The organism is Pseudoalteromonas sp. ECSMB14103, from assembly GCF_000813065.1.
In the GTDB taxonomy this organism is placed as follows: Bacteria; Pseudomonadota; Gammaproteobacteria; order Enterobacterales; family Alteromonadaceae; genus Pseudoalteromonas; species Pseudoalteromonas marina.
Map to the genome: position 1 here is coordinate 99,739 of NZ_JWGY01000012.1, position 20,968 is coordinate 120,706.

At 41.2% G+C, this 20,968-nt stretch carries 21 protein-coding genes and 1 tRNA gene; 16 read left to right on the forward strand and 6 right to left on the reverse strand.

Annotation, left to right across the window (positions count from 1 at the left end):
* Nucleotides 1-552: 552 nt before the first annotated feature.
* The 6 genes from RF53_RS16660 (at nt 553) to RF53_RS16685 (ending at nt 3,770) form a co-directional block, all read left to right on the forward strand.
* Nucleotides 553-942 carry a hypothetical protein gene (locus tag RF53_RS16660; protein WP_138740564.1) on the forward strand — a complete coding sequence of 130 codons (390 nt, stop codon included), beginning with the start codon at nt 553-555 and terminating at the stop codon, nt 940-942.
* 95 nt (nt 943-1,037) lie between these two features.
* A complete protein-coding gene (locus RF53_RS16665; protein WP_039038335.1) occupies nt 1,038-1,400 on the forward strand; it encodes a DUF7674 family protein in 363 nt (120 codons plus the stop codon).
* Nucleotides 1,401-1,569: 169 nt separating this feature from the next.
* Nucleotides 1,570-2,367 (forward strand): alpha/beta fold hydrolase, encoded by a 798-nt coding sequence (locus RF53_RS16670; RefSeq protein ID WP_006791277.1) that lies wholly within the window; start codon nt 1,570-1,572, stop codon nt 2,365-2,367.
* Nucleotides 2,368-2,659: 292 nt separating this feature from the next.
* Nucleotides 2,660-3,022, forward strand: coding sequence for a hypothetical protein (locus RF53_RS16675; RefSeq protein WP_039038336.1), 363 nt, complete (start codon nt 2,660-2,662; stop codon nt 3,020-3,022).
* Nucleotides 3,023-3,146: 124 nt separating this feature from the next.
* Nucleotides 3,147-3,428, forward strand: coding sequence for a hypothetical protein (locus RF53_RS16680; RefSeq protein WP_006791275.1), 282 nt, complete (start codon nt 3,147-3,149; stop codon nt 3,426-3,428).
* A gap of 45 nt (nt 3,429-3,473) precedes the next feature.
* Complete coding sequence (locus tag RF53_RS16685) at nt 3,474-3,770, forward strand: hypothetical protein (protein WP_039038337.1); 297 nt, start codon at nt 3,474-3,476, stop codon at nt 3,768-3,770.
* Between the two features lie 103 nt (nt 3,771-3,873).
* Here RF53_RS16685 and cysQ read toward each other — a convergent pair whose 3' ends face one another.
* From cysQ to cysG, 6 genes are read right to left on the reverse strand one after another with little or no spacing between them, the layout of a single operon-like run.
* Complete coding sequence (gene cysQ / locus RF53_RS16690) at nt 3,874-4,644, reverse strand: 3'(2'),5'-bisphosphate nucleotidase CysQ (protein ID WP_039038338.1); 771 nt, start codon at nt 4,642-4,644, stop codon at nt 3,874-3,876.
* Nucleotides 4,645-4,649: 5 nt separating this feature from the next.
* Nucleotides 4,650-5,246, reverse strand: a complete 597-nt coding sequence (gene cysC / locus RF53_RS16695) for an adenylyl-sulfate kinase (protein ID WP_039038339.1) — start codon at nt 5,244-5,246, stop codon at nt 4,650-4,652.
* A 33-nt stretch (nt 5,247-5,279) separates the two neighbouring features.
* Entirely contained in the window at nt 5,280-7,004 is a 1,725-nt protein-coding gene (locus RF53_RS16700) for an SLC13 family permease (protein WP_008127183.1), read from the reverse strand.
* A gap of 31 nt (nt 7,005-7,035) precedes the next feature.
* Nucleotides 7,036-8,460 carry a sulfate adenylyltransferase subunit CysN gene (gene cysN / locus RF53_RS16705; RefSeq protein ID WP_039038340.1) on the reverse strand — a complete coding sequence of 475 codons (1,425 nt, stop codon included), beginning with the start codon at nt 8,458-8,460 and terminating at the stop codon, nt 7,036-7,038.
* Nucleotides 8,460-9,359 (reverse strand): sulfate adenylyltransferase subunit CysD, encoded by a 900-nt coding sequence (gene cysD, locus RF53_RS16710; protein WP_006791269.1) that lies wholly within the window; start codon nt 9,357-9,359, stop codon nt 8,460-8,462. The genes cysN and cysD overlap by 1 nt, the downstream gene beginning before the upstream one ends.
* Nucleotides 9,360-9,410: 51 nt before the next feature.
* Nucleotides 9,411-10,835, reverse strand: a complete 1,425-nt coding sequence (gene cysG / locus RF53_RS16715) for a siroheme synthase CysG (protein ID WP_039038341.1) — start codon at nt 10,833-10,835, stop codon at nt 9,411-9,413.
* 277 nt (nt 10,836-11,112) lie between these two features.
* Between cysG and deoC the strand changes: the two genes are divergently transcribed.
* From deoC to rpoB, 10 genes are all read left to right on the forward strand, one after another.
* Nucleotides 11,113-11,853 (forward strand): deoxyribose-phosphate aldolase, encoded by a 741-nt coding sequence (gene deoC / locus RF53_RS16720; RefSeq protein WP_039038342.1) that lies wholly within the window; start codon nt 11,113-11,115, stop codon nt 11,851-11,853.
* A gap of 10 nt (nt 11,854-11,863) precedes the next feature.
* Nucleotides 11,864-12,712 carry an SPFH domain-containing protein gene (locus RF53_RS16725; protein ID WP_039038343.1) on the forward strand — a complete coding sequence of 283 codons (849 nt, stop codon included), beginning with the start codon at nt 11,864-11,866 and terminating at the stop codon, nt 12,710-12,712.
* A 106-nt stretch (nt 12,713-12,818) separates the two neighbouring features.
* Nucleotides 12,819-12,895, forward strand: a tRNA-Trp gene (locus RF53_RS16730).
* 132 nt (nt 12,896-13,027) lie between these two features.
* Entirely contained in the window at nt 13,028-13,405 is a 378-nt protein-coding gene (gene secE / locus RF53_RS16735; RefSeq protein ID WP_006791265.1) for a preprotein translocase subunit SecE, read from the forward strand.
* Between the two features lie 4 nt (nt 13,406-13,409).
* On the forward strand, nt 13,410-13,967 hold the full coding sequence (gene nusG, locus RF53_RS16740) for a transcription termination/antitermination protein NusG (protein ID WP_006791264.1): 558 nt from the start codon (nt 13,410-13,412) through the stop codon (nt 13,965-13,967).
* Nucleotides 13,968-14,181: 214 nt separating this feature from the next.
* On the forward strand, nt 14,182-14,610 hold the full coding sequence (gene rplK, locus RF53_RS16745; protein WP_002958879.1) for a 50S ribosomal protein L11: 429 nt from the start codon (nt 14,182-14,184) through the stop codon (nt 14,608-14,610).
* Nucleotides 14,611-14,613: 3 nt separating this feature from the next.
* On the forward strand, nt 14,614-15,318 hold the full coding sequence (gene rplA, locus RF53_RS16750) for a 50S ribosomal protein L1 (protein ID WP_006791263.1): 705 nt from the start codon (nt 14,614-14,616) through the stop codon (nt 15,316-15,318).
* Between the two features lie 320 nt (nt 15,319-15,638).
* Entirely contained in the window at nt 15,639-16,133 is a 495-nt protein-coding gene (gene rplJ, locus RF53_RS16755) for a 50S ribosomal protein L10 (RefSeq protein WP_006791262.1), read from the forward strand.
* Between the two features lie 73 nt (nt 16,134-16,206).
* The gene (gene rplL / locus RF53_RS16760; protein WP_006791261.1) at nt 16,207-16,569 is read left to right on the forward strand and encodes a 50S ribosomal protein L7/L12; all 363 of its coding nucleotides are present in this window, start codon (nt 16,207-16,209) and stop codon (nt 16,567-16,569) included.
* A gap of 270 nt (nt 16,570-16,839) precedes the next feature.
* Nucleotides 16,840-20,865, forward strand: a complete 4,026-nt coding sequence (gene rpoB / locus RF53_RS16765; RefSeq protein ID WP_006791260.1) for a DNA-directed RNA polymerase subunit beta — start codon at nt 16,840-16,842, stop codon at nt 20,863-20,865.
* Nucleotides 20,866-20,968: the final 103 nt, after the last annotated feature.

The following is a 20,968-nucleotide window of genomic DNA, read 5'->3' on the forward strand; positions in this document are numbered from 1 at the left end:
ACTATTCTCTACACAGTAAAGTAACTCGCTAAAATATAATATTTATAATTGGCAAACACTTACACGGTTTGTTATTAATAGGCGTTCATAAAATAAGGATGTTTCATACAAAAATGGTGAAATTGTTCTTTTGTTAAATTGTCAGGTTTTTCATCGTGTTAATTCATATAGTTTTTACTGAAACAGCAGTAATATTAACGAAGGTCGAATATAAATCATTCAGGGAAATACAAAATGATTTTTGTGACTTCAAAGCGTCACTTGGTCCTTGGACAGAGTGTGAGGTTTTTGATTATCTAAATTTTGAATATTCAAATTTAGCACCGAATGCTAGGGACCAACTAAAAAAGCTTAAATCGAGTGGGCACAACGAAATTGTACTTTCTTTTTGCGATAAGGCATAAACCTAACAACTTAATAAATTAACTCACTTTTGTGCATACATGAAGGGCAGCTGTGCAATTTATTTAGAGGTTTTATAATGTTTATAGGCAACAATCATCAATGCGGTGCTTCACTAACTGGTTGGCTAGACTTAAGTTGGAATCAAATTTGAAAATTATTATTGTATTAATATGTTTAATAACCTCTTTTAATTCCTTCGCTTGTTTTGTTCAACCAGAAGGTTTAACAGAACAACATGAAACTCAATTAATTAATTACTTAATTTATGCTGGTGTTCTAATGACTGCAGCTTTATTTATTAGGGCTTCATATAATATACAAAAAATTTGGATTCCAATTTTGTTGCAGGTTATTTTTGGGTATTTTCCAATGTATCTGTATATGCTGGAAATAGCAGGTGTATCACCTTATTCAGGCTCCTGTGGTGCTCCTGGGTTTGTTTACATTGGTAAAGTATTAGCCATTGGTATGGCCTGTATTTTTGCACTTGAAGCAGTTTTATTCTTTAAGGGCAGAGGAAGTAGAAAAGTAAAATAATAAGCTCGGATTTTATTTTTATTTAGAATTAGGATAAACAATAAGTCTATAGTTTTACACCGGCATGTGAATGACTACGTATTAACAGGCAATATATGGCAGACCAAGAAATAAGACAATTTATTGAGGATATACAATCTAAGTTTCCAGATGTCATACCGCTAATGGATAAACACGAAGAATGTGAATTCGCTTTTCGTATGGAAGAGTTCGCAAATTTAACAACGTTTGCATTCAGCGAAAATAAAAACGCCGACGCCCTAAAGTATTTGTCATATATGAATCTAAAACTTGAGACTGCAAGCCCTGCCGAGTTTGAATACATAGATACCTATTATGTTGAGCACTTGTTTTGGAAAGCGACTCCCATCGGAATTGAAATGGGTTGGCCACTTGTTCCCGATAAATTAAAAAAGCTGTACTTAAATTTTCATGGGCAAGCGCCTCAAATACGTTGAGTATTGGTAAAGGTTGTTCTTATTTGTTTTTATTTAAAAATTAAAACATGTTCCGAAAAGTTGTTAAGTAGGCGCTATTGTTCTGAACTTAATGAGAGATTTTTATTAAACTCCGTTATACTTCTTACAATTGAATATGCCAAATGAAGTAAATAGGCCGCTAACAGCAATGAGCACAGACATTCTTTTTCATACTATTTTTCCGCACGAAACCAGTCAAACATGGGTTGTATTTGTCCATGGCGCTGGGGGAAGTTCGGCAATTTGGTTTCGTCAGCTCAAAGCTTATAAAAAAGAATACAATGTATTGTTGCTAGATCTTCGTGGTCACGGTAAATCAAATAACTTAGTACAAAATTTTGTTGATAATAATTATTCGTTTAATAACGTCTCTAAAGATATTATTGATGTGTTAGACCATAACAATATCACCAGCGCACACTTTGTTGGTATTTCATTGGGCACAATACTCATTCGCAATATTGCAGAAATTGCGCCGCAATATGTTTCTAGCATGGTGCTAGGTGGCGCGGTAACCCGCTTTAATACTCGCAGCAATACCTTGGTTTATTTAGGTAATACGTTTAAGCACTTCTTGCCGTATATGTGGCTATACCGTTTATTTGCTTTTATTATGATGCCCAAAAAGCGCCATAAAGAATCTCGGCTTTTGTTTGTTCGTGAAGCAAAACGTTTGTGCCAAAAGGAGTTTATAAAATGGTTTAAATTAGCCATGGATGTAAACCCCTTAATGCAGTATTTCAAAGAAAAAGACATCGATATTCCCATTCTTTACATTATGGGTAAAGAAGATCATATGTTCCTTGGCCCTGTTAAAGAAATGGTTAAACGCCATAAAAATAGCGTACTGCAAACTATTCACCATTGCGGCCATGTTTGTAATGTGGAACGCCCAGACTTATTCAACCAGCACTCGCTTGCTTTTATCGCCCAGCAAAATCGTTAAGGGATATCGCTTTTAAAAAGCGTTCAATTAATGGCAAGTCTCAAAAATTTATAACAACCATTACTTGTTGATTGGAAGCGGTCATTCTTTTGTCTCTCTCCTTAAGTTAAAAGCACTGCCTTGTTTCACGCCACACCCTTTTACACATAGTAAAATACCTAGATTAAATATAATTTTATAATTGGCAATCACTTACACAGTTTGTTACTAATAGATGTTCCAAAAATAAGAACGCACTCATGTTAACTATAAGGGTGTAATTTGAGCAAGTTACAAGAATGCAGGGAAATGTGTGAGAACATGTTTAGTTTTAATATTATTACTTCTTAATGGGTGTTCTCCAGTTTGGGAGGAGCAACCTTATAAAGTGTATTACATCGACGGTACCAAAAGGTTAGGTTATAGCCTTGGTCAGGGCACATATATTGGGCGACTCAATGAACCAATAAATATTAAGTCTAACGAACAATATATTTCGGTTTATGCTTGTCCGCATAAAATTTGTGCTTTTTACTATATTGATAAAACCAAAGATAACAAGTTTGCTGAGCACAATGAGTTTGTTTATGGGCCATACACAAAAGCTCAATTTGCGGCGATAGCCAAAAAGTTAGGGTTACCGACTACGAATTCCAGCGTTAAGACTGCAATTTAATAAAGACTAAAACGTTACTTATATTTTCACCGGCTACAATAGCGCCAAATCAGTTAACTAAAACGCATTTAAAGTTTATAAGTACAGAACTTAAATAAAAACAAAGGCAGTAAAGAGAGTTCGCATGGATAAAAAGAAGGTGATTGTTATATTTTTCGGCATAATATGGTTTGTGTTTGGAGCCGCTTTTTTTATAGGTTTTGAGTCATTAAAAAAGCTGTTGTTCTGCGTGTTTGTATTTTCTTTTTGTTATAGATATATATATGCATTTATTTTAAAAAGGAGTCTTTATGCACCATATACCGGTGAGGAAATACCTCCTACTGAAGGTAATTTAGTAAAGCGGCTTTTTATGCTGATTATAGCTATCGGTGCGTGTAGCTATTTTACTTTCTTTATTTCTTAAAAAAAATATATTTACCCATAGCCTTTATGTTTGGGAGATCAATATATGGCAATTTTATCAATTTCAGTAGGCGTTGCGTTTTTTGCAGTTGCTATTATTTGGTTTGGGTTTAGCGCTATGTTCGGCCAAATGGAAAATTCAGGTTTTGCATATAGCTTCATATTGTGTATGTTCCCTGCGTTTATTGGCTTGGTTTTAATAGTGCCTAGTACACTTTACCGAACTGTTTTTGTATTTGCCCAAAAGCCTGAGCAAACCCTGAAGGAAAAGGTTATTTTATCGCTTGGTTTGTTGATAACTATGCTGTGCTTTAGTGCGCTTATTAAGTTAGCTTTTACATAATAAATAGCTTAAGCGTTACTAGGTATTTTACTTTATGCTCACTGAGCAACTCTTATAGAAAAAGCTATCACTTATCTTGCTGACAACTGATAGCTCTTAACTTTTATTCTTCTATCGCACTCACTACAAAATACGGATTTAAGTACTCATCTTTGGTGTTATAAATAAGCGGGCTGCCATCAAGCTTAGTGACTTTTGCACCGGCTATTTCGGCGATTGCATGGCCTGCGCCGGTATCCCATTCACAGGTTGGGCCTAAACGCGGGTAAATATCGGCGCTGCCCTCAGCCACTAAACACAGTTTTAGTGAGCTGCCTTTTGAGACCATTTCTACATCGTCAAAGCGTTTTACAAATTCAGCTAAATCGGGTGATGGGTGCGAGCGGCTGCCTACAACACGTATTAACCCTTTGTTAGGCTTAGTGGTTACTTTAAGTTCTATACGCTCATCGCCCGTGTCTTTAAACGCGCCAATGGCGTCGCTTGCTAGGTACGATACGCCAAGTGCAGGGGCATCAACAACCGCGAGTACCGGTTTTCCGTTTTCTATTAGGGCAATGTTTACGGTAAATTCGCCGTTCTTTTTAATGAACTCTTTGGTACCGTCGATTGGATCGACTAACCAGTAGCTTTTCCACGTTTGGCGGATAGCCCAGCTTATGTCGGCGTTTTCTTCGCTAAGGATGGGGATGTCGGGCGTAAGCTGAAGTAGCCCCGCTACAATGACCTTATGAGCTGCTAAGTCGGCGTCGGTTACTGGGCTTTCATCGGCTTTGTATTCAACGTTAAAGTCCTTTTCGTAAATCCCCATAATGGCTTTGCCTGCGGTGCGGGCAAGGATGAGGGTTTCTTCTAGCAGTTCGGTTTGGTTCATTGGGGTTAACCTATTATATGCGTTTGTTTTAGATACGTTATCAGTTGGGCAACCGATTGGTCTAGGGTGTTTTTACTTGTATCTAAAATTATTTCAGGCTTTGTGGGTACTTCGTAGTTTGAGTCGATGCCAGTAAAGTGTTTTATCTCTCCTGCGCGTGCTTTTTTGTATAGCCCTTTTGGATCGCGGCTTTCGCATACATCAAGCGGAGTATCTATAAATACTTCAATAAACTCTCCGTCGTCTACTAAATTGCGCACCATGTTGCGTTCAGCTCTAAAGGGAGATATAAACGCAGTAAGTACTAACAAGCCTGCGTCGGTCATTAGTTTTGCGGTTTCGCCTACACGGCGAATGTTTTCTATGCGGTCTTCATCGCTAAAGCCTAGGTCTTTACATAAACCGTGGCGTACGTTGTCGCCATCAAGCAGGTAAGTGTGTACACCTTGCTGATTAAGTGCCGCTTCGAGTGCGTTGGCTACGGTGCTTTTACCGGAGCCTGAAAAACCGGTAAACCATAAAATAGCCGGCTTATGTTTTTTTTGCTCACTACGTTGTGCTTTAGTCGTTGCGTAGTTATGCCAAATTATATTTTCATCCATAGTGATGTGTCTCTTATGCTGTTTGCGCCAGTATTAAAAAGGAAATACCAGCGGGATCAGGGTTAATACCGTGATTGAATAAATAATAGAAAGGGGCAAGCCCATAACAATGTAATCTTTTAAGCGATAATTACCCGCGCTATACACCATTAAATTTGTTTGATACCCAAATGGCGATATAAAACTTGCCGATGCGCCAAAAGCAACCGCCATAATAAAGGGTAGCGGGTCTACATTAAAGCCAACAGCTAATGAGTAAGCAACCGGAAACGAAAGTGCCGCTGCCGCATTATTTGTAATAAGTTCGGTAAATAGTACGGTCATTAAAAATATGGCTATAAATGCGCCGTAAGGGCCAAAGTCGCCAAGCACCATAAATAGCGCACTTGATATTTGCCCAGCAAGCCCCGTGCCTATCATTAATTTTGCAAGCCCAATAGCGCTACCTACTACAACAAGTAACTCAAGCGGAAATCGGCGTTTTATTTCGTTTAGCTTTATGGTGCCGCTGAGCATTAAGCCAATAAGTAATACCAATAAGCCTTTTACTAACGGCACTACCCCAAAAATACTTAAACCCAATACACCCGCAAAGCTGAGTAATACAATATTAGATTGTTTGGGCGCAAGGTGGGTTTGTAAATCAAGGCCTGAAATATATACAAACTCACGCTTTAAATTAGGTAGGCTGTAAAAGTTTTTGCCGGGTGCCAAAATAAGTGAATCGCCCGCTTGTAATTGTACTTGGCCAAGGCCGCCTTGAAGGCGGTCGTGCCCACGGCGAATAGCAATAACAGCAGCGTGAAACTGCTCGCGAAAACGTATTTCTTTTACGGTTTTGCCTATAAATTTAGACGACTGACTTACGACCACTTCAACTAAGTGTTCTATGTCTTTTTCGTGGTTATCGTGTACTACTTTTAAACCATCAAAGCGGGTTAACAGGGGGACTGATTTAATGTCGCCTACAAATAATAAAATGTCGTTTTGTTGAATAATTTGCTGAGGCGTTACTGCGCATATGCGTTCGTTATTACGAATTATTTCAGCTAGGAACAAGTCTTTTAAATCGCGTAGGCCGTTTTCTTCTACTGTGCGACCTATTAATTTTGAGCCTGTTTGTACTTTACCTTCAAGGTAAAAAGGAACAACTTCTTGATCGCTTTTGCCGTTGTCAGGCAAGTATTTAAGCATTACCAAAATAGTAATAAGGCCAACGCTAAGCGCGCCTAAACCCACTAAGGTAAAGTCGAAAAAGCCCAGTGGCTGCATACCTGCATCGACCGCAAAGCCGTTAACAATGAGGTTTGTTGAAGTACCTATGAGTGTAATGGTGCCACCTAAAATAGCAGTGTACGACAGCGGTAATAATAGCTTTGAGGGTGAATGGTTTGGGTTATCTTTTATTGCGGTAATGAGTGAGGCAACCACCGCCGTATTATTAGTAAACGACGATAAAAATGCAGTAGAAATCCCCAGCTTTGTTACCGACTTAACTAAGCTACCTTTAGATAACGACATGGATAGCTTTTGAATTAACGTGGTTTTTTCGATTGCAATCGACACTAATACGAGGAGTACTAAGGTAATAAGTGACGGATTGGCGTAGTTAACTAGCATGTTTTCAAGGTCAATTAGCCCGGCTAAGTAGCTGGTGCCAATAGCGCTTACAAATAACCATGCTGGATTAATGCGGGTGCCAAAAAGGCACCCGACTAAGGTAAGCATTATGCCTGTTAAAACTAGCTGCTCTACCATGCTTTATTATTCCTAACAGACATTAATAAACTTACAGTTTCGAAATATCAAGCGCTTGCCAATGCGGGAAGTGCTTGCGTACTAAGCTATTAAACTCAACTTCAAACTCACTGAAATCGCTTTTGCTTTTCTCGCTTTGTAGTACGTGTTCAATCATACCGGCTGCTACCGTTAAGTTAGATAAACGGTCAATTAGAATGAAAGAGCCTGTTTCGTGGTTATTGTGGTACTCGTCGGCCAAAATAGTTTCGGTTAGTTCAAGCGTTACAATAGCAATTTCGTTTAGCTGTAATGAATCGGCAGAGCCGTGTTCAAGCGTGTTTACATCAATAGTGTGGTCAATCTTTTTAACCACAGCCGATGTGTTTTTGCTGCCCAGTTTTAGGTTGTAGTTTTTACCTAGCACTAATGGCGATTCGTGCATCCATACAATTTTAGCCTGAAGCTGATTAGTAACTGCCGCAGTTGAACTTGCCGGTACGATTACGTCGCCGCGGCTAATGTCTATTTCACTGTTTAGCGTAATAGTAATTGCTTGGCCTGCTTCTGCTGTGTCTAGGTTGCCATTAAAAGTGACAATTTCTTTAATGCTTGATGTTTTACCCGACGGTAATACTTTTACAGCGTCGCCTACTTGTAGCTTGCCCGATGCTAATGTGCCCTGAAAACCACGAAAGTTTAAGTTAGGGCGTATTACATATTGCACGGGTAAACGTGCTTCAAAACCGGTATCGGTTTCAGCTGCTGGCGAGTCTTCTAAAAGCTCAAGCAGTGGTTTGTCGGTGTAATACGGTGTATGTGCAGAGCGCGTTACTACGTTGTCGCCTTTAAGCGCCGACATAGGCACAAACTTGATGTTTGTTACATTTAGTTGCTCAGCAAATTTAAGGTAATCGGCTTTGATTTTTTCATAAACGGTTTCGTCAAAATCAACAATATCCATTTTATTAATGGCTACAACAAACTGTTTAATACCTAGCGAGTCACAAATAAAGCTATGGCGTTTAGTTTGTACTTGCACGCCGTAACGCGCATCAACCAAAATAATGGCGACATCGCTTGTTGATGCACCCGTTACCATGTTGCGTGTATATTGCTCGTGCCCTGGTGTGTCGGCAATAATAAATTTACGCTTAGCTGTTGAAAAGTATCGGTACGCTACGTCAATGGTAATACCTTGTTCGCGTTCAGCTTGTAGGCCATCTACTAGTAATGCAAGGTCAAGATCTTCGCCTGCATTACCTACTTTTTCGTTGTCTTTGTGAAGCGCTGCTAGCTGATGTTCATAAATTTGGTGGCTGTCGTGTAATAGGCGGCCAATCAGTGTTGATTTACCATCGTCTACGCTGCCACAGGTAAGCATACGTAATAAGCTTTTGTCTTGTTGGCGTGCTAGGTAGGCGTCTATGCCTATTTCTTTTACTTCGTTAAATGTATCGTTATTTTGGCTAGACATTAGAAATACCCCTCACGTTTTTTCTTCTCCATTGAGCCTGCTGAGTCATGGTCAATAACGCGGCCTTCGCGTTCTGATGATGTAGATAGCAGCATTTCTTCAATAATTTCGGTTAGTGTACTGGCTGTAGATTCAACGGCGCCGGTTAGTGGGTAACAGCCTAATGTACGAAAACGGACCGATTTCATTTGTGGTACTTCGCCTTCCTCAAGTGGCATACGTTCGTCATCAACCATGATAAGTGTGCCGTCACGTTCAACTACAGGGCGCTCTTTAGCTAGGTAAAGTGGAACCATTTCGATGTTTTCTTGATAAATGTATTGCCAAATATCAAGCTCAGTCCAGTTAGATAACGGGAATACACGAATGCTTTCGCCTGGGTTTACTTGGCTGTTATAAGTATTCCAAAGCTCTGGACGTTGGTTTTTTGGATCCCAACGATGGTGTTTGTCGCGGAACGAGTACACACGTTCTTTTGCACGTGATTTTTCTTCGTCGCGGCGAGCGCCACCAAAGGCTGCATCAAAACCGTATTTGTTAAGAGCTTGCTTTAACCCTTGGGTTTTCATTATATCGGTATGCTTACCCGAGCCATGCGTAAAGGGGCCAACGCCCATTGCTAAGCCTTCTGGGTTTTTGTGTACCAGTAGGTCAAAGTCGTACTCTTTTGCTATGCGGTCGCGAAATTCAATCATTTCACGAAACTTCCAGTCGGTGTCTACGTGTAATAACGGAAACGGAATTTTTGCAGGGTAAAACGCTTTACGCGCTAAGTGCAGAAGTACCGACGAGTCTTTACCAATTGAGTAAAGCATTACTGGGTTCTCAAACTCAGCGGCGACTTCGCGCATGATTTTGATACTTTCAGCTTCAAGTTGCTGAAGATGAGTTAAAGCCATTGTTAGTCGTCCTACTAAAATGATTAAAAGTTATAAAATTAAATTTGGTTACTAATGTGCTATATCGGTTAACGGTTGCGCATAGCTACTTGTTTGGTTGTTTTGCCCAAACCACGCAAGCTGCGAGTGTAGGGCGGCTACTTCACCAATAATAAGTAATGCTGGCGATACAATGCTGTTGCGTTCAATTAAATCGGCAAGCTCGCCTAATTGGCCTGTTACTACACGTTGATTTTTGCGCGTGCCATTTTCGATCACGGCAACTGGCGTGTCGTTTTTACGGCCATGCTGTAATAGTTCTGCTTGAATGTGCGGTGACTTAATTACGCCCATGTATATAGCAAGTGTTTGGTTTGGTTTAGCCAGTGATTGCCAATCAAGTTCTTGGCCGTCTTTTTTACAATGCCCTGTTACAAACTGAATAGCTTGGGCATGATCGCGATGCGTAAGCGGAATACCTGCATACGCACTACACCCTGCGGCAGCTGTAATACCCGGTACTATTTGGTAATTTACCTTGTTGGCAGCCAATACTTGTACTTCTTCACCGCCTCGGCCATAAATAAAGGGGTCACCGCCTTTAATTCGGCATACTTTTTTACCTTGCTTAGCTAGGTCAACCAACATTTGGTTAGTGTCTTCTTGAACAACACTATGGTCGCCTAAGCGTTTACCAACACAAATTAGGTCTGCATCACGACGAACAAGCTCCATAATTTCGTCAGACACTAAAAAGTCATAAACAACAACATCAGCCTGTTGCATAAGTTGTAGTGCTTTAAGTGTTAAAAGTTCTGGGTCGCCAGGACCTGCCCCTACCACATAAACTTCGCCCTCGGGCTCGGCTTTAGCGTCTAGCATTTGTTCAAGTTGTTGCTCAGCACCTTGGGTGTCGCCGGTTTGTACTTTACTTACAACTGATGAGTCGAACACGCCTTCCCAAAATTGGCGGCGGTCAGAAAAGTGCTTAAAGCGCTGTTTTACTTTATCTCTAAAGCCACCCACCAATGTAGCAAGTGGGCCAATGTGTTGTGGTATTAATGTCTCTAACTTTTCGCGTAGACGGCGCGCAAGTACAGGGGCTGTTCCCGCACTCGAAATAGCAATTGTAATAGGGTTACGGTCAACAATAGAAGGAAATATAAACGTACATTTAGGTTGATCATCAACCACGTTTACAAACACATTGCGAGCATTGGCAAGCTCAAACACCGTGTTGTTAACTTCGTCTCGATCGGTTGCTGCAATAACTAGCATTTTTCCGTCTAGATGTGACTCGTCAAAGTAAGCGTCTATTAGGGTCACTTCGTTGTGTTGTGCGTGTTCTTTTAATTCGTCACAAAACCAAGGTGCCACTAAGGTTACTGCTGCACGGGCTTTTAAAAACGCGCGACACTTGCGTAATGCGACCTCTCCACCGCCAACAACCAATACAGGTTTGTTGTCGAGTTTGGTAAAGATAGGTAAATATTGCACGTTGGTAACACCCCTAAACAATTTTATAAAACACTTTAATCTGTTGCGCAGAATATAGCGGCTATGTGTAAGTAAAAAATAATTAAAACCAAGTTGATATAACCAAAAGTTATATTGGGTGGCAGTTTTAAGCCTAAGACTGAGTTAACAAGGGATTGCGGCTAGTTACAAGTAAAATAATAAGCTTAGAGTGTTTGGTTATGAGCTATAGCGAGTTTTTTTTAATTTGTTAATATGAGGCATATTAATTTTACCCAAGCAGGGCAAGGGAGTCCGTATGACAAAACAACAAGACGCATTACTCGCAGTAGAGCTTATGGATTTAACTAGCTTAAACACAAGCGACACTACAAAAGACATTCAAGCTCTGATCAATAGTATTAGGCCTGCACTAGGCACGCCAGCTGCGGTGTGTGTGTATAGTGATTTTGTAGACGATGCAAAAATAGCGCTTGCTGCACGAGAGCTTAGCCACATTAAAGTAGCAACGGTGACTAACTTTCCAACAGGTGATGCCCCGTTAAGCGATGTAATTAACGAAACTCTCATAGCCATTGAACGCGGCGCAGATGAAATAGACCTCGTTATTCCTTATAAAAAACTAGCAGCAGGTGACACGCAAGCCACGCTTAAGTACGTAAGTGAAAGTAAAAAAGCGTGCGGCACTCAAGCTCAGCTAAAAGTAATTATAGAAAGCGGCGAGCTAAAAACAGAGTCGTTGATTGCTCAAGCGACCGAACTGGCTATTAAAGGCGGCGCTGATTTTGTAAAAACGAGTACAGGCAAAGTCGCTATAAATGCGACGATTGAGTCAACTAAGGTAATGTTAACAACCATTAAAAATTCAGGTAAACGTGTTGGTTTTAAAGCTGCCGGCGGTGTTAAAACGGTGGCTGATGCCAGTGAATATTTAGCACTAGCCCGTTCAATAATGAGCGATGACTACCTACAAGCCACCACATTTAGGTTTGGTGCTTCAAGCCTATTAAGCGATGTATATAAAGTATTAGAGAAATAAAGGACAAATAATGAGAGCAAGAAATTCAGGGATGCAAAGTTTGGTTAATAATTTAGTTAAAGGTGCTTTTGTTGTTGGCGTAATTGGGTTTGGATTAACCGCGTGCACTAACCCAAGTACTCCGGCAGGTGAAGAGGGCTATGTTTACGAAAAACCACGAGTATTTGGTGAAGGTGGTTACCAAGGCACCATGATAGGGCCTGCTAATTATGGTATGTCGTTACTGCGTAATGAAGTGGTAAACATAGATATGCGGCCCAATACGTATACCGAAACATTTAGAATATTAGCTAATGATGATTTAAACATAAAATTTGATTTTCATGCTGTGATTGCCATTCAAAGTGGTTCAGTGCAAACCGTTGTTGAACAATACGGAGCAGAGAACTGGTACAAACGTTTTGTGCGTGAAACGTTCAGAACTTACGTAAGAGATACTGTGCAGAAATACGACAGTGGTGAACTTAAAACAAACCGCGAAAAAATAGCCCAAGAGGTCACCCAACGTTTGCAAAACTATTTATCAACCACCCCCTTTAAGCTTGCCAATGTGGTTGTAGGTAATATTAACTACCCCGATATTGTTGCTAATGCGGTAGAGAAAAAACTAGCTGCGCAGCAGTTACTTGCTGAAAAAGAAACACAAAAAGAAATTGCGCGTAAAGATGCAGAAATACGTGTTGAAGAAGCAAAAGGCATAGCGCAGGCACAAAAAATTATTAACGCCACGCTTACAGCTAATTATTTACAACATGAAGCCATAAATGCGCAAATAAAAATGGCCGAGTCGCCAAACCATACAACGGTTTATATTCCTGTGGGTAATAATGGCGTGCCACTTGTTAAAGGGGCGAATTAAGCCTTTTTAATATTAAGTACTTAATTGTTTATAGAGATTTTGCATTACGGGTATCTTTTAGGCTTGTGTAAATGATTTGCGTAAGTATAATAGGCATCCACTTTGCAGGGGCGTAGTTCCAATTGGTAGAACAGCGGTCTCCAAAACCGACGGTTGGGAGTTCGAATCTCTCCGCCCCTGCCAATTTACTCATTAATATGAGTAAGTCTGGGGTTAAAAATCGGTTTAAATAAGTCTGTTTTTAAGTTTAGATTTTAATGGATTAACCCTGCCATTGTGTAGGGTTGTTGTGTCTGTAGTTAAGGTAATAATATTATGAGCACGAATGTAGAAACACCATCAAGCGGGATGGAGTCAGTGAAGTGGTTAGTAGCAATCGCGCTACTTGCAGGCGCAGTTGTTGGTAATCATATGTATGCAGATCAGTCTGTATTACTACGTGCTATCGGCGTTGTTGTTGCAATAGCGGCCGGATTAGCCATTGCCTCACAAACTTTTAAGGGACGTACCTTTCTTGCTTTCGCTAAAGAAGCTCGAATTGAAGTACGCAAAGTTATTTGGCCTACGCGTCAAGAAACTACCCACACGACATTAATTGTAATGGTTGCAACCGTGATTATGGCACTTATCCTTTGGGGATTAGATGGCATTTTATTCCGCGCTGTTGGCTTTTTAACTGGATTGGAGATCTGATCCCATGTCGGATGAGAACAAAGAAATTAAATTACGTTGGTACGTAGTACAAGCATTTTCTGGTTATGAAAAGCGTGTAGCTCAAACGTTAACTGAACACATTAAAATCGAAGGTCTTGAAGAGAGCTTTGGTGAAATATTAGTACCAACTGAAGAAGTGGTTGAGATGCGCGCAGGTCAAAAGCGTAAATCTGAGCGTAAATTCTTTCCAGGCTACGTACTAGTACAAATGGATATGAATGACGCTAGCTGGCACTTAGTAAATAGCACAGAGCGTGTAATGGGCTTCATTGGCGGTACATCTGACCGTCCAGCGCCAATTAGCTCTAAAGAAGCTGATCGTATTCTTAACCGTTTACAAGAAAATGCTGAAGCACCTAAGCCTGCTACATTATTCGAACCAGGTGAAGTAGTACGCGTAACTGACGGTCCATTTGCAGACTTCAGTGGTGTAGTTGAAGAAGTTGACTACGAAAAAAGCCGCGTAAAAGTATCTGTACTTATTTTTGGTCGTTCTACGCCAGTTGAGCTTGAATTTGGTCAAGTTGAGCAAGATAAGTAATTGATTAAAAAAGCTTCAATGCTGAAATTTTAAATTTTGGCACGAAGCTTGAAAAAGGCCGCTGATTATCTTATAATCAGCGGCCTTTTTGTATAAAGGTAAAAATTTATTTTTACAGTACAAAAAGTACGAAACCAATTTTTAAACTGGGAAGCCGTTAGAGTACGCGTCCTCGCGCGCACAAGGCTAAGACCCACCAAATGAGGTATTTATAATGGCTAAAAAAGTTGAAGCTCTAATCAAGCTACAAGTTGCCGCTGGTATGGCTAATCCTAGTCCTCCAGTAGGTCCTGCACTAGGTCAACACGGTGTAAACATCATGGAATTCTGTAAAGCGTTTAACGCACGTACAGAGTCTATCGAAAAAGGCGCTCCAGTTCCTGTAGTGATCTCTGTTTACGGTGACCGTTCATTTACGTTCGACATGAAAACGCCACCTGCTGCTTACTTACTTAAGAAAGCTGCTGGTATCAAGTCAGGCTCAGGCCGTCCTAACACTGATAAAGTAGGCACAGTAACTCGTGCTCAACTTGAAGAGATTGTTGAGACAAAACGAACTGACCTTACAGCTGCCGATATGGACGCAGCGGTTCGCACTATCGCAGGTTCTGCGCGTGCGATGGGCTTGAACGTAGAGGACTAAGAAATGGCTAAATTAACTAAACGTATGCGTACTATCCGCGAAAAAGTGGAAGTAACTAAAGATTACGAAATCAATGAAGCAGTTGCTCTTTTAAAAGAGTTAGCGACAGCTAAATTCGTAGAAAGTGTTGACGTTGCTGTTAACCTTGGTATCGATGCTCGTAAATCTGACCAAAACGTTCGTGGTGCAACTGTACTACCTAACGGTACTGGTCGTGACGTTCGCGTTGCAGTATTCACACAAGGCGCTAACGCAGAAGCTGCGAAAGAAGCCGGTGCTGAATTAGTAGGTATGGAAGATCTTGCTGAGCTAGTTAAAAAAGGCGAGATGGATTTTGACGTTGTTGTTGCATCTCCAGACGCTATGCGTGTTGTTGGTCAACTAGGTCAAATCTTAGGTCCACGTGGTCTAATGCCAAACCCTAAAACTGGTACTGTAACACCTAACGTTGCAGAAGCAGTTAAAAATGCTAAAGCTGGTCAAGTGCGTTACCGCAATGACAAAAACGGCATCATCCATACTACTATTGGTAAGGTTGATTTCACAGCTGAGCAACTTCAACAAAACCTTGAAGCTCTAATTGTTGCACTTAAGAAGGCTAAACCTTCTCAAGCTAAAGGTGTTTACTTGAAAAAAGTAACTATCTCTACAACAATGGGCGCAGGTGTTTCTGTTGACCAAGCTACTTTAAACACAGTAGTTGCTTAATTTAGTGTTTACATGGCACGAAATTTGTACTATAATTTCGCGCCATTTTGTTGATTAATTTATTAATTAGCAAAATAAAGAATTCGGGTTGAAGTCCATAATTTCGGTGCGCCTCTGGCAAAGCGATAAATTGGGCTTCCGTCCAAGACCGTAGGCGGCTTAGGCCTTAATTTTACCTACGTAGACGGTGTAGACCCCAGATAGATTTTTCCTAATCCTTCTGGCTCTCGCCGTAAAAAGCATCTCTACCTTTTTGGTAGGGAAGAGTAGAACAGGGGAAACCGATTGTCGGTAACCCCATTAAACCAGGAGTAACACCCATGGCTTTAAATCTTCAAGGCAAAAAAGCAATAGTTGCTGAAGTCAACGAAGCAGCCAATGGTGCTCTATCTGCAGTTGTTGCAGATTCTCGTGGTGTAACAGTTGGCGCAATCACTGCCCTTCGTAAAGAAGCTCGTGAAGCTGGTGTATGGATGAAAGTTGTTCGTAACACTTTAGCAAAACGTGCTCTTGAAGGAACAGATTTTGAGTGTCTTTCTGATTCATTTGTTGGTCCAAGCTTAATCGCTTTCTCATCAGAGCACCCAGGTGCTGCTGCGCGTATCTTTTCAGATTTCGCGAAAAAGAATGAGAAATTCGAAGTTAAAACGGCCGCTTTTGAAGGTAACGTAGTAGATGCAGCTATGCTTGCAACTCTACCTACATACGACGAAGCTGTTGCACGCTTAATGAGTGCTATGAAAGAAGCGTCTGCTGGCAAATTGTGTAAAACAATTGAAGCAGTACGTGTACAGAAAGAAGAGCAAGCTGCTTAATTTTAAGTTGTTTAATCCTTTCGGTGTAAAATTTATTTGGACCTAGAGTCCGTTAATTATTAGGAAATTTGTAATGTCTGTATCTAAAGACCAAATCCTTGACGCAATTGCTGAAATGTCAGTAATGGACGTTGTTGCTCTTGTTGAAGCAATGGAAGAAAAATTCGGCGTAACTGCTGCAGCTGCAATGGTAGCTGGTCCAGCTGCTGAAGCTGCTGAAGAGAAAACAGAATTTGACGTAATCCTTACTGGCGCTGGCGCTAACAAGGTTGCTGCAATCAAAGCTGTTCGTAGCGCTACAGGCCTTGGCCTTAAAGAAGCTAAAGCTCTTGTTGAAGCTGCTCCTACACCTGTTAAAGAAGGTGTATCTAAAGAAGAAGCTGAAGCACTTGCAAAAGATCTTACTGAAGCTGGTGCTGAAGTTGAGGTTAAGTAATTTAGCTTACGCTAAGTTCGCTGCCTGAGAAATCAGGCAAGGGCTGGTGATTATTTAATCACCGGCCTTTTTGCGCTATGGAGTGATGCACTCTTATAGCGCAAATAAAATCTAATTATTTCTTTACTTTCAACGCTTTATAGTTTGCTAGTGTTGAAAAGGGATTTAATTAGAACAACAATAAAATGTTGTAAATCTTGGCATAGCTGCCAGTTAAGTCTGTTCTTACAAGAACAGGTCGGGTCAAAGATCAGCAAGCTGAGGAACCCCATGGCTTACTCTTATTCTGAAAAGAAACGTATCCGTAAGGATTTTGGTAAACGTCCACAAGTTTTGGATATACCTTTTTTACTGTCTACACAGTTAGAATCGTTTAAAAAATTCTTAGTGCCGGACGCTGATGGCGATCATGGTTTGGAAGCTGCCTTCCGTTCTGTGTTCCCTATAAAAAGCTACTCGGGAAATTCTGAGCTTCAATACGTAAGTTACCGTATTGGTGAGCCAGTTTTCGATGTAAAAGAATGTCAAATTCGCGGTGTGACTTATTCTGCTCCACTTCGCGTGAAACTGCGTCTTGTTGTTATGGACAAAGAAGCTCCAGGCACAGTTAAAGACATTAAAGAGCAAGAAGTTTACATGGGCGAAATTCCGCTCATGACCGATACCGGTACCTTTGTAATCAATGGTACAGAGCGTGTTATCGTTTCTCAGCTACACCGTAGCCCTGGTGTATTCTTTGATAACGACCGCGGTAAAACTCATTCATCAGGTAAAGTATTATATAACGCACGCGTTATTCCTTACCGTGGTTCATGGTTAGACTTCGAATTTGATGCAAAAGATAACTTATATGTACGTATTGACCGCCGTCGTAAATTACCGGCGTCTATCATCTTACGTGCACTTGAGTACTCTAGTGAAGAAATCCTAGATATCTTCTTCGATACTACTGCGTTTGAAGTAGCTGACGGTAAAGTTCTTATGGAACTTGTACCTTCACGTTTACGTGGTGAAACTGCCGCTTTTGATATCAAAGGCGAAGACGGTGAAGTACTTGTTGAAAGCGGGCGTCGTGTTACGGCTCGTCACATCAAGAGTATCGAGAAAAAAGGCATTACTCAGTTAGAAGTACCTCATGAGTACATCATTGGCCGTATTATTTCTAAAAACTACGTTGATGAATCAACGGGTGAAGTTATTGCAAATGCGAATGATGAATTAACTCTTGAGCTTATGGCTGAATTAGTTAAAGCCGGTCACACTACCATTGATACGTTGTACATCAATGAAGTGGACAGCGGTGCTTACATGTCAAATACATTGAACATTGACTCTTCGAGCAACCGTTTAGAAGCACTAGTAGAAATTTATCGCATGATGCGCCCAGGCGAGCCACCGACGAAAGACGCGGCTGAAGCCTTATTCCAAAACTTGTTCTTCTCTGAAGAACGTTACGATCTATCAACTGTTGGTCGTATGAAGTTTAATAGCCGTGTTGGTTACGATTCTGACACAGGCCCTGGCACATTAAGCAAAGAAGACATCGTGTCTGTTATGAAAGTATTAATTGCTATTCGTAACGGTCAAGGCGATGTTGATGATATCGACCACTTAGGCAACCGTCGTATACGTAGTGTTGGCGAAATGGCTGAGAACCAATTCCGTGTTGGTCTAGTACGTGTAGAACGTGCTGTACGTGAGCGTTTAAGCTTAGGTGACCTTGACGCGATAATGCCACAAGATCTTATTAACGCTAAGCCTATTTCGGCAGCGGTTAAAGAGTTCTTCGGCTCGTCTCAGTTATCACAGTTTATGGACCAAAATAACCCGCTATCAGAAGTAACGCATAAGCGTCGTATTTCTGCATTAGGTCCGGGCGGTCTAACACGTGAGCGCGCTGGCTTTGAAGTACGTGACGTTCACGTAACTCACTACGGTCGCGTATGTCCAATCGAGACGCCTGAGGGTCCAAACATCGGTCTAATTAACTCATTGTCTACGTACGCACGTACAAATGACTACGGTTTCTTAGAAACACCTTACCGCAAAGTGGTAGACGGTGTAGTAACTGATGAAGTTGATTACTTATCAGCCATTGAAGAAGGTCAGTTTGTTATCGCACAGGCGAACTCAAACTTAACTGAAACCAATGAGTTTGTAGATGAACTTATTCCATGTCGTCACAAAGGTGAATCAACCTTTATGGGTCGCATGGACCAGCAATATATGGATGTATCACCACAGCAGGTGATCTCTGTAGCAGCAGCACTTATCCCGTTCCTAGAACACGATGATGCTAACCGCGCATTGATGGGTTCAAACATGCAACGTCAAGCAGTACCAACATTGAAAGCGGATAAGCCGTTAGTAGGTACAGGTATTGAGTTAACACTAGCGAAAGATTCTGGTGTAACGATTGTTGCAAAACGTGGTGGTGAAGTGATGTATGCCGACGCAAGTCGCATCGTTGTAAACGTACATGAAGAAGAACGCATCCCTGGCGAAGCGGGTATCGACATCTACAACTTAACCAAGTACACACGTTCTAACCAAAATACATGTATTAACCAAAAACCAACGTGCATGGTTGGTGAACCGGTTACTCGTGGTGACGTGTTAGCAGATGGTCCTTCGACTGACTTAGGTGACTTAGCCCTTGGTCAAAACCTTCGCGTGGCATTCATGCCATGGAACGGTTATAACTTCGAGGATTCAATCTTACTATCAGAGCGCGTAGTTGAAGAAGATCGTTTAACGACTATCCATATTCAAGAACTACAGTGTGTTGCCCGTGATACTAAATTAGGTCCAGAAGAGATCACTGCAGATATCCCTAACGTGGGTGAATCTGCACTAGGCAAGCTTGATGAATCAGGCGTTGTTTATATTGGTGCTGAAGTTAAAGGCGGCGATATTCTAGTAGGTAAAGTGACTCCGAAAGGCGAAACACAGCTTACACCTGAAGAGAAGCTACTGCGTGCTATCTTCGGCGAAAAAGCATCTGACGTTAAAGACAGCTCTTTACGTGTACCAAATTCTGTAACTGGTACCGTAATTGACGTGCAAGTTTTCACCCGTGATGGTGTTGAAAAAGATAAGCGTGCGTTAGAGGTTGAAGACATGCAGCTTCGCGAAGCGAAGAAAGACTTCAATGAAGAGTTCCGTATTCTTGAAGCTGGCGTTTTAGAACGCGCTCGTAAGCTACTCGTAGCTGCAGGCTTTGATGAAAACAACTTAGTGTCATTAAATGCTGAAAAACTATTAACTCAAAGCCTTGCTGAAGAAGATAAGCAAGCTGAACTTGAGCAACTAGCTGCACAGTACGATGAACTTAAAGCTGAATACGATAAGAAGTTTGAAAACAAACGTCGTAAAATTACTCAAGGTGATGACTTAGCACCAGGCGTACTTAAAATTGTTAAAGTATACCTAGCTGTTAAACGTCGTATCCAACCGGGTGATAAAATGGCGGGTCGTCACGGTAACAAAGGTGTTATCTCGACTATCGTACCAGTAGAAGATATGCCATACGATGATAAAGGTCGTACGGTAGATATCGTACTAAATCCACTAGGTGTACCATCGCGTATGAACATCGGTCAGATCCTTGAAACACATATGGGTCTTGCTGCACGTGGTATCGGTGAACGTTTAGAAGAAATGATGAAAGAGCAACGTGAGCTTCATGAGCTACGTGAATTCATCAAGCAAGCTTACGAAATTGGTGAATCTCGCCAAGTTGTAGACATTGCAAGTTTCTCTGATGACGAAATTCGTCGCCTAGCTGAAAACTTAAAAGGTGGTTTACCAATCGCTACTCCTGCATTTGATGGCGCTAAAGAAGACGAAATCAAAGACATGCTAGAGCTTGGTGGATACCCTAGAAGTGGTCAGGTTACACTTTATGATGGCCGTACTGGCGATCAGTTTGAACGTCAAGTAACTGTTGGTTACATGTACATGCTTAAACTTAACCACTTGGTTGATGATAAGATGCACGCACGTTCTACTGGTTCTTACAGCCTTGTTACTCAGCAGCCGCTGGGTGGTAAAGCACAGTTCGGTGGCCAGCGTTTTGGTGAGATGGAAGTATGGGCACTTGAAGCTTACGGTGCTGCTTACACTCTACAAGAAATGCTAACAGTGAAATCGGATGACGTGAATGGTCGTACTAAGATGTATAAAAACATCGTTGATGGTAACCACAAGATGGAACCAGGTATGCCAGAATCGTTCAACGTATTGTTGAAAGAAATCCGCTCACTGGGTATCAACATCGAGTTGGAAGAAAATTAAGCCAATTAGATGCTGCAGTTGACGCTGCAGCATCTGTTACGGCTGAATAGAATGTAGGGACGAGATTACCCGTCCTCGAGATTAACTCCGACAGGAGAGCTAA

What these genes read in the sequence shown, in the direction of transcription:
- RF53_RS16665 (WP_039038335.1), top strand. Translation starts at nt 1,038, where the DNA reads ATGGCAGACCAAGAAATAAGACAATTTATTGAGGATATACAATCTAAG.
- RF53_RS16670 (WP_006791277.1), top strand. Translation starts at nt 1,570, where the DNA reads ATGAGCACAGACATTCTTTTTCATACTATTTTTCCGCACGAAACCAGT.
- RF53_RS16680 (WP_006791275.1), top strand. Translation starts at nt 3,147, where the DNA reads ATGGATAAAAAGAAGGTGATTGTTATATTTTTCGGCATAATATGGTTT.
- RF53_RS16685 (WP_039038337.1), top strand. Translation starts at nt 3,474, where the DNA reads ATGGCAATTTTATCAATTTCAGTAGGCGTTGCGTTTTTTGCAGTTGCT.
- cysQ (WP_039038338.1), bottom strand. Translation starts at nt 4,644, where the DNA reads ATGAACCAAACCGAACTGCTAGAAGAAACCCTCATCCTTGCCCGCACC.
- cysC (WP_039038339.1), bottom strand. Translation starts at nt 5,246, where the DNA reads ATGGATGAAAATATAATTTGGCATAACTACGCAACGACTAAAGCACAA.
- RF53_RS16700 (WP_008127183.1), bottom strand. Translation starts at nt 7,004, where the DNA reads ATGGTAGAGCAGCTAGTTTTAACAGGCATAATGCTTACCTTAGTCGGG.
- cysN (WP_039038340.1), bottom strand. Translation starts at nt 8,460, where the DNA reads ATGTCTAGCCAAAATAACGATACATTTAACGAAGTAAAAGAAATAGGC.
- cysD (WP_006791269.1), bottom strand. Translation starts at nt 9,359, where the DNA reads ATGGCTTTAACTCATCTTCAGCAACTTGAAGCTGAAAGTATCAAAATC.
- deoC (WP_039038342.1), top strand. Translation starts at nt 11,113, where the DNA reads ATGACAAAACAACAAGACGCATTACTCGCAGTAGAGCTTATGGATTTA.
- RF53_RS16725 (WP_039038343.1), top strand. Translation starts at nt 11,864, where the DNA reads ATGAGAGCAAGAAATTCAGGGATGCAAAGTTTGGTTAATAATTTAGTT.
- secE (WP_006791265.1), top strand. Translation starts at nt 13,028, where the DNA reads ATGAGCACGAATGTAGAAACACCATCAAGCGGGATGGAGTCAGTGAAG.
- nusG (WP_006791264.1), top strand. Translation starts at nt 13,410, where the DNA reads ATGTCGGATGAGAACAAAGAAATTAAATTACGTTGGTACGTAGTACAA.
- rplK (WP_002958879.1), top strand. Translation starts at nt 14,182, where the DNA reads ATGGCTAAAAAAGTTGAAGCTCTAATCAAGCTACAAGTTGCCGCTGGT.
- rplA (WP_006791263.1), top strand. Translation starts at nt 14,614, where the DNA reads ATGGCTAAATTAACTAAACGTATGCGTACTATCCGCGAAAAAGTGGAA.
- rplJ (WP_006791262.1), top strand. Translation starts at nt 15,639, where the DNA reads ATGGCTTTAAATCTTCAAGGCAAAAAAGCAATAGTTGCTGAAGTCAAC.
- rplL (WP_006791261.1), top strand. Translation starts at nt 16,207, where the DNA reads ATGTCTGTATCTAAAGACCAAATCCTTGACGCAATTGCTGAAATGTCA.
- rpoB (WP_006791260.1), top strand. Translation starts at nt 16,840, where the DNA reads ATGGCTTACTCTTATTCTGAAAAGAAACGTATCCGTAAGGATTTTGGT.